Source organism: Arthrobacter sp., assembly GCF_048266065.1.
Classification (GTDB): domain Bacteria; phylum Actinomycetota; class Actinomycetes; order Actinomycetales; family Micrococcaceae; genus Arthrobacter_H.
On record NZ_JBLXAH010000003.1, the window covers coordinates 185,391 to 200,241 of the forward strand.

Genomic DNA, 14,851 nt, shown 5'->3' on the forward strand with positions numbered 1-14,851 from the left:
GCCGGGGGACAAGAGCCCGACACGCAAAGCCAAAGCCGCCTCGCGTGATCCACGGCACAGTGGAATCGAGGCCGGTGACGTCATCACCCGGCGTACAGCCACCAGGAGGAACCGTGTCCACCAGCAATGCGTCCCAGCAGGTCCGCCATCATCCGGGGACCGGCACCGGACTGGGCCAACGCCGGCTCGGGATCCCGGCGCTGGTCTTCATGATCATCGCCGCCTCCGCCCCGCTGACCGTCGTCGCCGGCGGCGTCACCAGCAACTACGCGGTCACCAGCCTGTTGGGCATCCCGTTGTCCTTCGTGGTGCTGGGGGTCGTGCTCATCGTCTTCGCCGTCGGATACCTGGCCATGAGCCGGCACGTGCACAACGCCGGCGCCTTCTACGCCTACATCTCCCGGGGGTTGGGCAAGCCGGCAGGGGTCGGCTCCGCGTGGGTGGCGCTGGTGGCCTACAACGCCATGCAGATCGGCATCAACGGGCTCTTCGGCTTCGCCCTTTCGTCGTTCCTGGCGAATCTGACAGGTGCCCAGGTCCCCTGGTGGGTCTGTTCGCTTGGCGGCTGGCTGGTGGTGGGCATCCTCGGGGTGAACAAGGTCGACCTCTCCGCCAAGGTGCTGGGCGTGCTCGTGGCGTTGGAGTTCCTCGTCGTCATCATCTACGACGTGTTCGCCGTCGGGGTGGCACCGGAGGGCATCAGCGGTGCCTCGCTGGAACCCGCCTCGTTGTTCACCACCGGCGTCGGTGCTGCCCTGGCCTTCAGCATCGCGGCCTTCATGGGGTTCGAATCCGGGGCCATCTACAACGAGGAAACCAAGGACCCGCGGACCACCGCCCGCCGGGCCACCTACATCGCCGTCGTCGTCATCGCCGTGTTCTACGCGTTCTCGGCCTGGGCCATGGCAGTGGCCGAAGGCGACAGCCAGGTGGTGGCCCGGTCGCAGGAGTTCGGGCCCGATCTGATGTTCGTGTTCCTGGCCGACCATGCCGCGACCTGGTTCGTTGACCTGGCCAACCTGTTGTTCATCACCAGCCTGCTCGCCGCGCTGGTCGCCTTCCACAACGTCGTGGCCCGCTACGTCTTCGCCCTGGGCCGCGAGTCCGTCCTGCCGGCCGCCCTGGCGCGGGTCTCACGCCGCTCCGGCGCCCCGGTGGCCGGCTCGGTGGTGCAGTCGGTCATCGCCCTGGCCGTCATCATCGTCTTCGCGATCGCCGGCATCGGGCACGAATACGGGGCGCTGTTCCCGGTCCTGACGCTGTTCACCTGGCTGACCAACATGGGCGCCTTCGGGCTGGTGCTGCTCATGGCGCTGACCTCCTTCGCCGTCGTCGGCTTCTTCCGGCGCACCCCCTCGGGCAACGGAATCTGGACGACGACGGTGGCACCGTTGGCAGCCGGCGTGGCCCTGGCCGTGTTGTTCGGGATGATCGTGGCCAACTTCGATGTGCTCATCGGCCTGGAGGAGTCCGGGGTGCTCAGCTGGCTGCTGCCGGCCATCGTCGTGGTCCCGGGCATTGCCGGAGTCGCCGGGGCCTACTGGCTGCGCTCGGCCCGGCCGGGCGTGTATGCGGGGATCGGCCGCGGCGGGTCGGACCCGGACGAGCTCGACTAGCCCGTCGGCAGGTTGATGTCCACGCGCTCCGAGCGGGCCCGCAGGATCGCCTTGACCGAGGCGGTCGCCCCGCCGTCCGGGGACACCCCGGTGACGATGTAGGTCCCCGTCGGGGGCAGGTCCAGCACGTAGCGGCCGTCGGCGGTGGTGCGGGTGGCCGCCACGAAATCACCGACCCCGGCGTTCAACGTCACCAGGGCGTCGGCCACCGGTGCCCCGGAGCGTTCGACGATCCCCTCCAGGGACAGCTGGTCGAACAGTTCCAGATCGTGTTCGGTGTCGCCGCCGGAGAAGTCGACGAACTGGGACCGGGGCGCCCAGCCGCCGGCGTTGGCGACCACCACGTAGCGTCCCGGCCCGGGCAGCGCCGCGGTGAAGTGCCCCTCATGGTCGGTGCGTGCCCAGTCCCCGGGGACCCCGTCCTCTCGGACGAACGTCACCACGGCGGGAGCCGGCAGGCCGGTCCGGCCCTGCATCGTCAGGCGTCCGTGCACCAGGGTCTCCTCGACGTCGTCGGCCGCCTTGACGGTGTGGCTGCCTCCGGGGATGAACAGGGCGATGGCGACGCCCACGGCGGCGGCCACGGCGGCCAGCCAGAAAGAGAGGTGCAGGGCATCGAGCGAGGGGACGGGGACGCCGTCGTACTCGATGACCATCGCCGAGAGGATCAACCCGGTGAGCGCACTGGCCACCGAGGTGCCCATGGAGCGGACGAGCGCGTTCACGCCGTTGGCCGAGGCCGTTTCGGTGATCGGCACGGAGGCCATGATCAGCGTCGGCATGGCGGCGTAGGAGAACGCGACGCCGACGTTGACCAGGGTGGCCCCGACGATGACCTCCCACACGGTGTTGTCGAAGAAGACGCGGCCCACGTAGGTGGCCGCCATGATGGCGCTGCCGAACACGATGGCGGCCTTGCCGCCCCACCGGTTGATCATCGCGCCGGCCACGGGCGCCAGGACCACCATGGCCAGGCCGGAGGGCACCATGGCCAGGCCGGCGACCAGGACGGAGAGGCCGAAGGCATACCCGGTTCCGGAGGGGACCTGCAGCTGCTGGGTGGTGATGAGCATGTTGGCGAACATCGCCACGCACATGAAGAAGGAGGCGATGTTCGTCAGCAGGACCGGGCGCTTGATGGAGGTGCGCAGGTCGACCATGGGCTGGTTGACCCGCAGCTGCAGCGGGATCCACCCGGCCAGCAGGGCCAGCGAGAGCGCGAACAGGCCCAGGACCAGCGGGCTGGACCAGCCCCAGCTGGCGCCCTTCGACACGGCGAGCAGGGCGGCGGTCAGGATGAGGGAGAGGACCAGCGCGCCGGCCACGTCGAACCGCCCCGGGGTGGTGATCTTCGATTCCTCCACCAGCAGCAGGACGCCGGCGATGAAGACGGCCCCCAGGATCGCGGAGACCCAGAACAGCGACTCCCACCCGAACGCATTGAACAGCAGCCCGGACAACGGCATGCCCAGGGCCGCGCCGATGCCCAGCGTGGCACTCATCAGGGCGACGGCGGAGGCCACCTTCTCCTTGGGCAGCTCGTCGCGCAACACCGAGATCCCGACCGGGATCAGCGAGGACGCGAAACCCTGCATGGCCCGTCCGGCGATCAACGCGGGGAACGTGCCGCCGATGGCCGCCACCAGCGAGCCGACCGTCATCACGACCAGCGCCAGCAGCAGCATCTTGCGTTTGCCGTACATGTCGGCCATGCGGGAGATGATCGGGGTGAAGATCGCCGCGCTGAGCAGGGTCGCGGTCACCAGCCAGGACGAGTCGTCGGCCGAGACGCCCAGGATGTGGGGGAACTCCGGCAGCAGCGGGACCACCAGCGTCTGTTGGAGCGAGACCACCATGCCGCACAAGGCGAGGACGGTGGTGGTTGCCCATGCGGGGACGGAGCGAAGCGGCACGAGCGGGGAGCCTTCCGGGGGAAACGGAGGGGGCGAACGGGCGTTGACCCCCTCCGCAAGGCAACACTGTTGCCTAGGTCAACGTCAAGAAGGCGGCCGCCACCGGCGACACGCGGCGTCGCGGCGCGGGCGCCGGCTGTTGGCCCGCCCGGCACGCCATCCCTGGGGGCAGGGCGGCCGGGACGCAAAACCTTGGGGTGCCTCCGCGGCCCGGCCTAGGCTGGCCATGGGGCCCACCGGGCCGCCGCGGCGCACTGCACCGCGATCCACCAGACACCGAAGGAGCGTGCGATGACCACCGCAGGAAACCATCGGGACGACGAGAACCGCGAGCCGGACACCGACGCACCGCTCTCCGAGCACATTGCCGCGGAGGACGACGGCGGCACGGAAGTGGACGCCGATTCCATCCCGGTGCAGGGAAACGACGAGCTCGCCGACGAACTGGCCGAGGAGGCCTACGGCGACAAGGACGACGACGGGAACCCGGATATCCCCAACGCCCAGTTCCCCGGCTGAGCCGACACCGTCCGGACACGAGGACGCCCCGCCACCTGGACCTCAGGTGGCGGGGCGTTCTGGTCGTGCGCGCGGGGGCTACGCGGCCAACGGTGCCCTGGCGGCGGTGCCGGAGACCACCAGCCGGTCCCCGTCCGCGGCCACGGTGACCGATCCGCCGTCGTGCAGCTCGCCGGTGACCAGCAGGTCGGCGATCGCGTCGTCGACCTCGCGCTGGATCACCCGGCGCAGCGGACGGGCGCCGTACTCGGGCTCGTAGCCATGCTCGGCGATCCAGTCGACCGCGCTGTCCTCGGCCGTGAACGTGATCCCCTGGGCCGCCAGCCGGGTCTCGGTGGCGCGCAGCTGCAGCCCGACGATCCGGCGCAGCTCGGCCTTCTCCAGCTTGCGGAAGAGCACGATCTCGTCGATCCGGTTCAGGAACTCCGGCCGCATGGTCTCGCGCAGCCGACCCATGACCCGGTCCCGCAGCGCCTTCTCCGAACCGAAGCCGTTGGCGTCGCCGGTTTGCGGGGTGAAGCCCATGGCACCGGTCTTGCTGGCCAGGAACTCCGCGCCGAGGTTGCTGGTCATGATGACGACCGTGTTGCGGAAGTCGACCGTACGGCCCTGTCCGTCGGTGAGCCGCCCGTCATCCAAGACCTGCAGCAGCAGGTTGAACACATCGGGGTGCGCCTTCTCCACCTCGTCGAGCAGCACGACCGAGTACGGGTTGCGGCGGACCTTCTCGGTCAGCTGCCCGGCCTCGCCGTAGCCGACGTACCCCGGAGGGGCGCCGACCAGCCGCGAGACCGTGTGGCGCTCGCCGAACTCGCTCATGTCGAAGCGCAGCAGGGCGTCCTCCTTGCCGAAGAGCGACTCCGCCAGGGACTTGGCCAGTTCCGTCTTGCCCACGCCCGTCGGGCCCAGGAAGAGGAAGCTGCCCACCGGCCGGCCGGCATCGCCCATGCCCGTGCGGTTGCGCCGCACCGACTTGGCGATGACGGAGACCGCGTCGTCCTGGCCGATGACCCGCGAGTGCAGCTCGTCCTCCAGCTGGGCCAGCCGGGCACGATCGCCCTCGGTGAGTCGGGAGGCCGGGATGCCCGTGGCGCGGGAGATGATCTGGGCGATCTGTTCCTCGTCGACCACATCGCCGGGTGAACCGGCGGGCCGCGGTGCGGTGCCGGTGGCCGCCACCTGTTCGAGGTGCTCGGTCAGTCCGGTGATCTCGTCGCGGAGCCTGCCGGCCTCCTCGAAGCGCTCGGAGGCCACGGCGTCGTTCTTGCGAGATTCCAGCTCCGCCAGCTCGGTGCGCAGGGCCTCGACGTCAACGGCCGGTCCGCGGCGCAGGCTCAACCGGGCGCCCGCCTGGTCGATCAGGTCGATCGCCTTGTCCGGCAGGAACCGGTCGGTGAGGTATCGGGCGGAGAGCTCGACCGCGGCCCGCAGGGCACCTTCGGTGTACGCCACGTGGTGGTGTTCGGCATAGCGGTCCTGCAGCCCGGCGAGGATCTTGACGGCATCCTCCTGCGAGGGCTCCCCGACGGTGACGGGCTGGAAGCGGCGCTCCAGGGCGGGGTCCTTCTCGACTTTGCGGTACTCGCCCAGCGTGGTGGCGCCGACCAGGCGCAACTCGCCGCGGGCCAGCCGGGGCTTGAGGATGTTGCCGGCGTCCATGCCGCCGCCCTCGCCGGAGCCGCCGGCCCCGACGACGGTGTGGAGCTCGTCGATGAAGACGATGTACTCGCCGGCGTGCGTGGCGATCTCGTCCATGGTCTTGGTCAGGCGTTCCTCGAAGTCGCCCCGGTAGCGCGTGCCGGCGAGCATGCCGGGCAGATCCAGGGAGATGACCCGCTTGCCGTGCAGCTGGGCCGGCACGTCGTCGGCTGCGACGGCCTGCGCCAGGCCCTCGACGACGGCGGTCTTGCCGACGCCCGCCTCGCCGATGAGCACGGGATTGTTCTTGGTGCGCCTTGCCAGGATCTCGATGGTCTGCTCGATTTCCAGTTCGCGGCCGATCACCGGGTCGAGCTTGCCCTCGGCTGCGAGGGCGGTCAGATCCGTGCCGTAGGTCTCGAGCATCGGGGTCTCGGAATCCGATGCGGGTCCGGTCGCCCCGGACGTGGCGGGCTGCGCCGTCGACGCGGCCTGTTGCGCCGCGGCGGCGCCAATATGCTGCAGCGATTCCGGGGTGACCCCCGCGGCGGCCAGCACCTGTCCGGCGGGGGAGTCCTGGTCCAGGACGAAGGCGACGAAGAGATGCTCGGGGTCGATGTAGGTGGACCCGAAGGCGCGGGCAACCTGGCGCGCGTCCAACAGGGCGCGCTGCGCCGAGGCGGTCAGCGCGGGGGCACCGCCGTCGTACCGCGTCGACGACTGGGGCAGACGTTGGTCGGCGTCGCGGACGACTGCCGCCACGTCAATGCCGGCTGCCTTCAACTGGGCGGCGGGGCCTTCCTGCTCGAGCATGACGCGCAGCAGGTGGAGGGCATCGAGTTCGGCATGGCCGTGCTCGGCGGCGAACCCGGCCGTTTGGGCGAGCAGTTCGTGTGTGCGGCGGCTGAGCAGCCGGGTGATGTCGATCGGGCGGCCGGCTTGCGCGGCCCGCTGGCCCTGCAGGTAGCGGGCCAGGAAGTCGTCAAATGAGCCGTTGCCCGACCCGGTGGAACCGAAGAACGTTGGCACGTGATCCTCCAAAATAAACTTGAGCCTCTTACGCTCAAGTATAGAGAGTTGAGCGGGTGTCACTCAAGTTAACGTTGAGGCCTCGAGATTATTCCTGCGTCATGCCGCCGTCGGACTCCGCATCGGGCCGAACCTATCCCGGGGCGGGGGTCCCGAGTAGTCTGCTGGCAAGGGGTGGGTCCGGCGCAGCCCGGTCCTCACCCCGCGCCACAGTGTCGAGATCCCGGAGTGTGCTGACATGAAAAAGCTCATTAACGACCCGCAAGCCGTCGTCGAGGAGTCGATGGACGGATTCGGGTTGGCACACGCCGATCTGGTGTCCATCCACAGGGATCCGCTCTTCGTCACCCGCAGGACGGGGCGGGAGGGCAAGGTGGGGCTGCTCTCCGGTGGTGGCAGCGGCCATGATCCGCTCCATGCCGGGTATGTAGGGCACGGGATGCTGGACGCCGCCGTTCCCGGGCCGGTGTTTACCTCGCCCACCCCCGATGCGATCATCCCGGCGACCCAGGCCGCGGACTCCGGTGCCGGCGTCGTGCACATCGTGAAGAACTACACCGGCGACGTCCTGAATTTCGAGACCGCCGCCGAGATGTGCCAGGCGGAGGGGATCGAGGTGCGCACGGTGCTGGTCAACGACGACGTCGCCGTGGAGGACTCGCTGTACACCGCCGGGCGGCGTGGCGTGGGTGGCACGGTCCTGGTGGAGAAGATCGCCGGGGCCGCGGCCGAGCGGGGGGACGGGCTCGACGATGTCGCCGCCATCGGCAACCGCGTCAACGACAACGTGCGCAGCATGGGGGTGGCGCTCGGCGCCTGCACCGTCCCGCACGCGGGGGTCCCGAGCTTCGAGCTGGTCGATGACGAAATCGAGATCGGCATCGGCATCCATGGCGAGCCCGGCCGGCACCGGATCCCCCTGGAACCGGCGGACGGCATCACGGACCGCCTGCTGGAACCCATCCTGGCCGATCTCCAACCCGTGGCGGGGGAAGAGGTCCTGCTGTTCGTCAACGGCATGGGCGGGACCCCGTCCAGTGAGTTGTATATCGTTTTCCGGCGGGCGGTGCAGGTCCTGCAGGATGCCGGGTTGGTGGTGTCCCGGTCCCTGGTCGGGAACTACATCACCGCCCTGGACATGCAGGGCTGCTCCATCTCGGTCCTGCGGCTCGACGGCGAGCTGACCGAGCTGTGGGATGCGCCCGTCGTGACTCCGGCCCTGCGGTGGGGCAAGTAGATGGCTGACACCCTGGGAACCGACTGGGCCATCGATTGGCTGCGACGCAGCGCCGCGACGGTGGCAGACCACCGCGTCGAGCTCGGTGAACTGGACCGGGCCATCGGAGACGGGGACCACGGTGAGAACCTGGACCGTGGCTTCAGGGCCCTGGTGGCGAAGCTGGACGCGGAGGCGCCTCCCACTCCGGGCAGCGCCTTCAAAGTGGCGGCCATGACGCTGATGTCCACCGTCGGCGGCGCGGCGGGCCCGTTGTACGGCACGGCCTACCTGCGCGCGGCCAGCGCCGTGGGCGAGGTCGAAGTCCTCGATGCCGGTGCACTCGTGGCGGCCCTGACCAGCGCGCGCGACGGCGTGGTTGCCCGGGGCAAGGCCGCGCCCGGCGACAAGACGATGATCGATGCCTGGACCCCTGCGGTCGATGCCGCCGCCGCCGCACAGGGGCAGGGGGTGCTGGCGGTCCTGGAGGCGGCGGCCACCGCTGCCGAGGCCGGCGCCGTGGACACCGACCCATTGATCGCGCACAAGGGCCGCGCCAGCTACCTGGGCGAACGCGCCGTCGGGCACCGCGACCCCGGAGCCGCGTCGTCGGCACTGATCCTGCGGGCCGCCGCGGGCGCGGCGGCAAGGAATGCCACATGACCGTCGGCCTGGTCGTGGTCTCCCATAGCGCCCAGCTGGCCGCGGGCGTGGTGGAGCTGGCATCCCAGATGGCGCACGACGTGGCCCTGGTGGCTGCCGGGGGCATGGACGACGGGAGCGTGGGCACCTCGCTGGACAGGATCATGGCGGCACTGGACGAGGCGGACAACGGTGACGGGGTCGTGGTCCTGGCCGACCTCGGATCGGCGGTCATGACGGCCGAGGCCGCCATCGAATTCCTGGACCGCCCCGCCTCGGCCTGCCTGGCGGATGCACCCCTGGTGGAGGGCTCGGTGGCCGCGGCCGTTGCGGCCCAAGGTGGGGCCGACCAGGCGGCGGTGCTCCATGCCGCGCAAACGGCGTGGTCCCCCGCCGGTTCCGCCAGCCCGCCGGGACCGTCCCGGCCGGAAGCGGGCGGTGGGGCTCCGGCGCCGCTGACGTCAGTGTTCACCCTCGTCAACCCGCTGGGCCTGCACGCCCGTCCAGCGGCGTCGTTGGCGTCGGAGCTGGGTGCCTTGGACGTCGAGATCGACATCAACGGGGTCGACGCGCAGTCGGTCATGATGCTGATGACCCTGGGAGCCGGCCAAGGCGCGGAACTGCACGTCAGCGCGTCGGGTCCAGAGGCGCAGCAGGCGCTCGACGTCGTCCGGCGTGCCGTCGAGAGCGGCTTCGGCGAATCCTAGCGGTGCATGCTGGCCGGTAGGATATCCAGCGACACCGGGCGCGAAAGCGCGCCCACCCAGGAAGGACGACGGTGGCCGAACCAGGCAACGAGCAGGATCCGGCGCAGCGCGGATGGCTGGCGGGCAAGGTCCTGCCCGGCGGCGACGAGCCGGACCCGCGGTTCACGCTCGCCAACGAGCGCACCTTCCTGGCATGGATCCGCACGTCGTTGGCGTTCCTGGCCGGCGGCATCGCGCTGGAGGCGTTCGCCTTCGACGCGTTCCCTCCCGATCTGCGCCAGGCCATCTCGATCATGGTGATCTGCATCGGCCTGCTCATCAGCGCCGGGGCCGTGTTCCGCTGGCTGCGCGTCGAGACGAGCATGCGCCACCACCGGCCGCTGCCCTTCCCGGCCATCGTTCCGGTCCTGGGCCTGGGCGGTGCGCTGGCCGCCGCGGTCATCGTCGTCGTCCTGGCCGTGTCGGGCTAGTCCGCGAATGTCCACGCCCGCGACCCGCGCCCACGACGACCCCGGCCTGCAACCCGAACGCACGGTCATGTCCTGGGGCCGGACGACGCTCTCGCTGTTCGTGGTTGGCGCCGTCTTCCTGCGCTGGATGCCGCACTATGGTTGGCCGATCCTCCTGCTGGTCGCCGTCGCCGCCTGCGGGGCGCTGGCCATCTACGCCACGCAACGCCGCCGGTACCACGTGCGCGCCCACGGCATCGCCACCGGCCGGATCGGCGCCGACGCCGTCGCCGTGTTCTCCACGGCCGGAGCGGTGATCGTGCTGGGCGTGCTGGCGCTGGCCGTGGTCCTGGCTACCTGATCGTCAGCCAGATCGTCTTGAGCTGGGTGTACTGCTCGAAGGCCTCCAGCCCGTTGTCCCGACCCCCGAAACCCGAGGTACGGTAGCCGCCGAACGGGGTGGTGATGTTGCCCTCGCTGTACCCGTTGATCGCGACGGTCCCCGCCCGGACGCCGCGCGCCAGCCGGACCGCCTTGTCGATGTCGCGGGCCCAGATCGTCGCGGCCAACCCGTACTCGGTGTCGTTGGCCATCCGCAGCGCCTCGGCCTCGTCGTCGAAGCCGATGACCGCGACCACCGGGCCGAAGACCTCCTCGCGGGCGACCTGCATGCCGGGCTCGACGCCGTCGATCACGGTGGGGGCGATGTACCAGCCGCCGGTCTCGCCCAGCAGGGCCTCCCCGCCGGTGACGATGCGGGCCCCTGCGGACCGTGCGCCGTCGACGTAGCCGAGCACCCGCTCCAGCGCCGAGGCCTCGATCAGCGGCCCGGTGACGGTTTCCGGCGAGGACGGGTCGCCGACGGTGCGGACCGTCGCCTGCCGGGCGAGTTCGTCGACGAAGTCGGAGCGGATCGACTCGTGGACCAGGATCCGCGAACCGGCGGAGCAGTTCTGCCCGGAGGCCCAGAACGCCGCCTCCGCCAGGTCCTCGGCGACCTCGGGGAGCCGGTCGGCATTGTCGGCCAGCACGATCTGCGGGGACTTGCCCCCGCACTCCAGGGCGATGTTCTTCAGGTTGCTGTCCGCCGAGTAGCGCAGGAATTCGCGACCGATCTCGGTGGACCCGGTGAACGTGATCATGTCGACGTCGGGGTGCAGCCCCAGCGCCCGTCCGGCAATGTGCCCCAGGCCCGGGATGACGTTGAAGACGCCGTCGGGCACCCCGGCCTCGGTGGCCAGTTCGGCAATTCGCAATGTGGACAGGGAGGCGAGCTCCGGCGGCTTGACCACCAGGGAGTTGCCGGCGGCCAGCGCGGGCGCCATCTTCCACGCGAGCATCGCCGCCGGGAAGTTCCACGGCAGAACGGCGCCGACCACGCCGATCGGTTCGCGCACGATCAGCCCCAGCTCCCCGGAGCCGGTGGGCGAGACCTTGCCGAAGACCTTGTCCACGGCCTCGGCGTACCAGCGGATGGTGCCGATGGTGTCCGGCAGGTCGAATTCGTGGCAGTTGGCGATCGGCCGTCCGGCATCGACCGATTCGAGCAGCGCGAGCTCGTCGGCGGCCGCCTCGATGAGGTCGGCCAGGCGCAGCAGCACGGCCTTGCGCTCTGCCGGGTCGGTCTGGCTCCACGTCCCCGTCTCGAAGGCGGCGCGGGCACTGGCCACCGCGGTGTCGACGTCCTCGGCACCGCAGGCCGCGACGTCGGTGATCTTCCGCCCGGTGGCCGGGGCGAGGGACTCGAAGGTCGCTCCGTCGGCAGCGGGGCGGAACGTTCCGTCGATGTAGGCGCCGGTGCGCAGGGATTCTGTGGGGATCTCGGCCATGGTGCGACTCCGTCCGGGCTGGGTTGCTGCGTTGTCCCCGATGCTAGTGGCGACGGCGCCCGGAAGCCATGGGTTCCGGAAACGGCCCGTTTGCCGCTCTCGGCAGGTGAATCGATCCGCTGCCCGAGGTCGCCGGCGCGGTGGAACGGTGTCCCGTAGGCCGGTCGCCGGTCGGCACGGGCCCTACGGTGTGCGAAAACGGTCGACGTATCGGCGCTGCCAGGGAGTCTCGACCGCCCGCGGATCGTAGTGCTTGCGGACATACGCCACCGCCTCCTGGGCGGGCACGCCGTCCAGCACCGCGATGCAGGCGAGTGCGGTGCCGGTCCTTCCACGGCCGCCACCACACGCGACCTCCACCCGCTCGGCGGCAGCACGGCACCACGCTTCGCGGAGCGCGACTTGGGCATCGCCACGGTCGAAGGGCAGCCAGAAATCCGGCCAACGGATCCACCGCGCGTCCCACGGCATGGACCGCGGTGGATCATTGAGCAGGTAGATCCCGAATTCCGGAACCAAGCCATCTGGCGTCCGGTGTCGCAGGCCGCGGCCGCGGAGGATCCGACCCGATGGTAGGACGTTGACCCCGCGATCCGAGACGCTCCAGCCGTTCATGCCAGCCACGCTATCGGAGACGCAGGACGCCTGTGCCGCCGACATGGATCGAACGATCCCCTTGAAGAGTGCTGGGGGAACTGCGGCCGCGCTGCGCTGGCGTCACGCCGCTGTGCTGGGAACGACGTGAATGGAGCAACGGAAGTCGACGACGGCAGGACTTCAGGGGAGGGCGACGGCGGTGCCCGGAACCAGGGTGCCACCGCTACGCACGTGGGCGTAGACGCCCATGTTGGTGTGGCCGAAGCTCTCGTGGAGCGTCGTCAGGACCGGCAGGTCGCGCCGCGCCGAATCGAGGCCGACCTCGGTCGCGGTGCACCGGGCGATCTCCTTGAAGACGTCCAGCCGCACGTCCCCGGCTGCCAACTCGCTGCCGAGCCAGTCGCGTTCGACGAAGGGGTCGAGCCCCTCGAGGTAGATGTTGGCGCGGAACCGCAGCGGATCGACCTCCATCCCGGCGGCACGGGCCAACTCGCGCACCGAAGCCAGATTGATGATCGAGACGGCCTGCATGTCCGCGGGGTCGTCGCTGCGCAGCAGGTCCGGGAAGCGGCGTCCGGGCTCCTCGGCGAAGACCGGCTGCCGGTCCGCGGGCAGCCCCAGCAAGGTGGCGAGGCACGCGGTGAGCGATGCCCGGCCCGCAGCGGTGGACAGGTCCGCGCGCAGGAGGGGGCCGCCGTCGTGCCCGGAACCGCCGTCGTACCCGGCGCCGGGCAGGGCGGAGGCGACGCCAGGGGTGGCGCGCAGCTCCACGGTGTCGGGGTCGGGGAAGTACTCGCTGCGCACCCCGGCCAACGCGGGTTCGCGCATCAGGACGTGGAATTCGCGTTTGCCGAGTGCCTGCCGTGCGCCGGGGACGTACCGGCCGTCGGCGCGGGCCAGGGCGTACTTGCGGTCGTGCGCGAAACCGTGGCCGGGCGTCAGGGGCGCCGCTTCCAGCCGCTGGGGACTCAGCCCCTTGATCGGGTAGCGGTACAGGGAGTCGATGGTGGGGCCGTGGCCGGGCGTTTGGTGCACGGGCCCAGTTTATGTGGGCCGGTTGCGTAGGGTGGATTCGTGACCTCACTGATCCTGGCTGCCCTGCTCGCCGGCCTCTATGCCTGGCTGCGGCGCAAGGACCGGAGGATGCTGCGCAACGGGGTGGTGCTGGTCGCCGCCATCTGGTTCGCCGTCGGTGGCGTGACCGAGGTGATCGCCCGCTGGTTCCCGCCGTTCGACTATGTCTGGCTGGCGGTCCTGGCGTTGGCACCGCTGGCGGTGCTGGTGCTGGCCGGGTTCCTCATCGCCAACGGGATCACCATGCTGCGCAGCGAGGGGCGCCGGTTGGGCAACCTGCTGACCCTGCTGCTGGGGGTGGCGATCCTCGGGTTGCCGGTCCTGGCCCTGCTGCTGGTGTTCTCTGCGAACCCGCTGGCCATCGGGCTGGCGTTCCTGCTGTTCTTCCTGTGCAGCTACCTCGGGGTCGTGTTCGTGGTCTTCCTGGCCTACGCGATCGCCTACGGGCGGATGGAGCACGACATCTCCCCGGCGGCCATCACCATCCTGGGCTCGCGGCTCATCGGAGGGAAGGTCCCGCCGCTGCTGGCCAGCCGGCTCGACAAGGCCGTGGACCTCTACCGGGCCGCACCCGAGCCGAAGCCGCTGCTGATCCCCTCCGGCGGCCAGGGCGCCGACGAGATCCGCCCGGAAGGCGAGGGCATGGCCGAATACCTCGTCGGCGCCGGGATCCCCGCCGCCGACGTCGCGCCGGAGAGCCGGGCCCGCACCACCCGGGAGAACCTGGGCTTCTCCCGCCAGGTCCAGCAGGAGGCGGGACGCCCGGGAGCCCAATTGGTCGTCACCAACAACTACCACGTGCTGCGGGCGGCCCTGCTGGCCCGCAAGTACGACGTCGATGCCCAGGTGGTGGGGTCACCCACGGCCCGCTACTACGTGCCCAGCGCCTTCCTGCGGGAGTTCGTGGCGATCCTCGGCGAGCACCGGGTGCTCAATGCGGTGATGTGCCTGCCGTTTTTGGGCGTCACCGTGCTGCTGGTACTGGCGGCGCTGGCGAACTCGTAGCCGCAGCGGGCGTCCAGGGTTTCAGCCACGGGGTTTCCGGCATCCCGTCGGCGGCGGCCATCAGCTCGAACCAGGTGGCCCCGTCGATGCCCTCGCGGATGATGTCGGCATGTCCGGAGTGCCGGGCGACCTCCTCGATGAGGTGGCCGAGCACCCAACGGACCGACCAGGCGTCGACGTCCCGGGGAAACCAGGGGGCGCTGCGGGGGACGGGGACCGGGGTGTCCAGTCCGGCGGCGGCCACGATCCGCTCCGTGGCGGCCTCCTGGGCATCCAGCGCGGCGAGCAGTCCGCCCAGGGTGTCCTCGGCGGTCATCGTGTACTGGTCGGCGTAGGTCGCCACCGCCTCCTCGAACGGGATCTCGTCCGAGGCGGGGTGTGCAGGTGCCGCGGCAATGCGGTCGACCCAGCTGGCCTCGCAGGCGGTGACGTGCTTGAGCAGGGCCCCGACGGACAGCGCGGAGACCGTCGGGGTGGAGCGGGCCTGGTCGTCGGTCAGGCCGTAGGCGGTGGTGCGCAGGTTCTGGTGTTGCTGCAAGAGGTAGGCGAGCAGCGAGGTCTTCTCGTCGGCAACGGGGCGGGGCATGGCGGGCATGGTGGATCCTTTCGAGGGGCCG

Annotated in this window: 14 protein-coding genes; 8 read left to right on the forward strand and 6 right to left on the reverse strand. The window is 70.5% G+C overall.

Features of this window, described 5'->3' with window-relative positions:
* The first annotated feature begins 113 nt into the window (after positions 1–113).
* Positions 114–1,616, forward strand: coding sequence for an APC family permease (locus ACN0TP_RS06375; protein WP_417217827.1), 1,503 nt, complete (start codon positions 114–116; stop codon positions 1,614–1,616).
* On the opposite strand, the gene ACN0TP_RS06380 is transcribed toward ACN0TP_RS06375, so the two are convergent.
* Positions 1,613–3,529, reverse strand: coding sequence for an MFS transporter (locus tag ACN0TP_RS06380; RefSeq protein ID WP_417217829.1), 1,917 nt, complete (start codon positions 3,527–3,529; stop codon positions 1,613–1,615). The genes ACN0TP_RS06375 and ACN0TP_RS06380 overlap by 4 nt on opposite strands.
* Positions 3,530–3,820: 291 nt before the next feature.
* Between ACN0TP_RS06380 and ACN0TP_RS06385 the strand changes: the two genes are divergently transcribed.
* A complete protein-coding gene (locus ACN0TP_RS06385) occupies positions 3,821–4,048 on the forward strand; it encodes a hypothetical protein (protein WP_417217830.1) in 228 nt (75 codons plus the stop codon).
* Between the two features lie 78 nt (positions 4,049–4,126).
* On the opposite strand, the gene ACN0TP_RS06390 is transcribed toward ACN0TP_RS06385, so the two are convergent.
* Positions 4,127–6,715 (reverse strand): ATP-dependent Clp protease ATP-binding subunit, encoded by a 2,589-nt coding sequence (locus tag ACN0TP_RS06390; protein WP_417217831.1) that lies wholly within the window; start codon positions 6,713–6,715, stop codon positions 4,127–4,129.
* Between the two features lie 238 nt (positions 6,716–6,953).
* On the opposite strand from ACN0TP_RS06390, the gene dhaK reads away from it, so the two are divergent.
* The 5 genes from dhaK to ACN0TP_RS06415 all read left to right on the forward strand — a co-directional run bounded on the left by dhaK (position 6,954) and on the right by ACN0TP_RS06415 (position 10,090).
* On the forward strand, positions 6,954–7,952 hold the full coding sequence (gene dhaK / locus ACN0TP_RS06395; RefSeq protein ID WP_417217832.1) for a dihydroxyacetone kinase subunit DhaK: 999 nt from the start codon (positions 6,954–6,956) through the stop codon (positions 7,950–7,952).
* Positions 7,953–8,594, forward strand: a complete 642-nt coding sequence (gene dhaL / locus ACN0TP_RS06400; RefSeq protein ID WP_417217834.1) for a dihydroxyacetone kinase subunit DhaL — start codon at positions 7,953–7,955, stop codon at positions 8,592–8,594. It begins immediately after the preceding gene.
* A complete protein-coding gene (dhaM, locus tag ACN0TP_RS06405) occupies positions 8,591–9,280 on the forward strand; it encodes a dihydroxyacetone kinase phosphoryl donor subunit DhaM (RefSeq protein ID WP_417217835.1) in 690 nt (229 codons plus the stop codon). Before dhaL ends, dhaM begins: the two co-directional genes overlap by 4 nt.
* A 71-nt stretch (positions 9,281–9,351) precedes the next feature.
* Positions 9,352–9,750, forward strand: coding sequence for a YidH family protein (locus ACN0TP_RS06410; protein ID WP_417217837.1), 399 nt, complete (start codon positions 9,352–9,354; stop codon positions 9,748–9,750).
* A 7-nt stretch (positions 9,751–9,757) separates the two neighbouring features.
* A complete protein-coding gene (locus ACN0TP_RS06415; protein ID WP_417217839.1) occupies positions 9,758–10,090 on the forward strand; it encodes a DUF202 domain-containing protein in 333 nt (110 codons plus the stop codon).
* On the opposite strand, the gene ACN0TP_RS06420 is transcribed toward ACN0TP_RS06415, so the two are convergent.
* From ACN0TP_RS06420 to ACN0TP_RS06430, 3 genes are all read right to left on the reverse strand, one after another.
* Positions 10,083–11,558, reverse strand: coding sequence for an aldehyde dehydrogenase (locus ACN0TP_RS06420; RefSeq protein ID WP_417217841.1), 1,476 nt, complete (start codon positions 11,556–11,558; stop codon positions 10,083–10,085). The two genes, ACN0TP_RS06415 and ACN0TP_RS06420, sit on opposite strands and share 8 nt — an antisense overlap.
* A gap of 183 nt (positions 11,559–11,741) precedes the next feature.
* Positions 11,742–12,218, reverse strand: a complete 477-nt coding sequence (locus tag ACN0TP_RS06425; protein WP_417217843.1) for a protein-tyrosine phosphatase family protein — start codon at positions 12,216–12,218, stop codon at positions 11,742–11,744.
* 117 nt (positions 12,219–12,335) lie between these two features.
* Positions 12,336–13,190, reverse strand: coding sequence for an MOSC domain-containing protein (locus ACN0TP_RS06430; protein WP_417217845.1), 855 nt, complete (start codon positions 13,188–13,190; stop codon positions 12,336–12,338).
* Between the two features lie 39 nt (positions 13,191–13,229).
* Here ACN0TP_RS06430 and ACN0TP_RS06435 point away from each other — a divergent pair, with 39 nt between their 5' ends.
* A complete protein-coding gene (locus ACN0TP_RS06435) occupies positions 13,230–14,234 on the forward strand; it encodes a YdcF family protein (RefSeq protein ID WP_417217847.1) in 1,005 nt (334 codons plus the stop codon).
* Here the strand turns inward: ACN0TP_RS06435 and ACN0TP_RS06440 are convergent.
* Positions 14,194–14,829 (reverse strand): DinB family protein, encoded by a 636-nt coding sequence (locus ACN0TP_RS06440; RefSeq protein WP_417217849.1) that lies wholly within the window; start codon positions 14,827–14,829, stop codon positions 14,194–14,196. The two genes, ACN0TP_RS06435 and ACN0TP_RS06440, sit on opposite strands and share 41 nt — an antisense overlap.
* Positions 14,830–14,851: the final 22 nt, after the last annotated feature.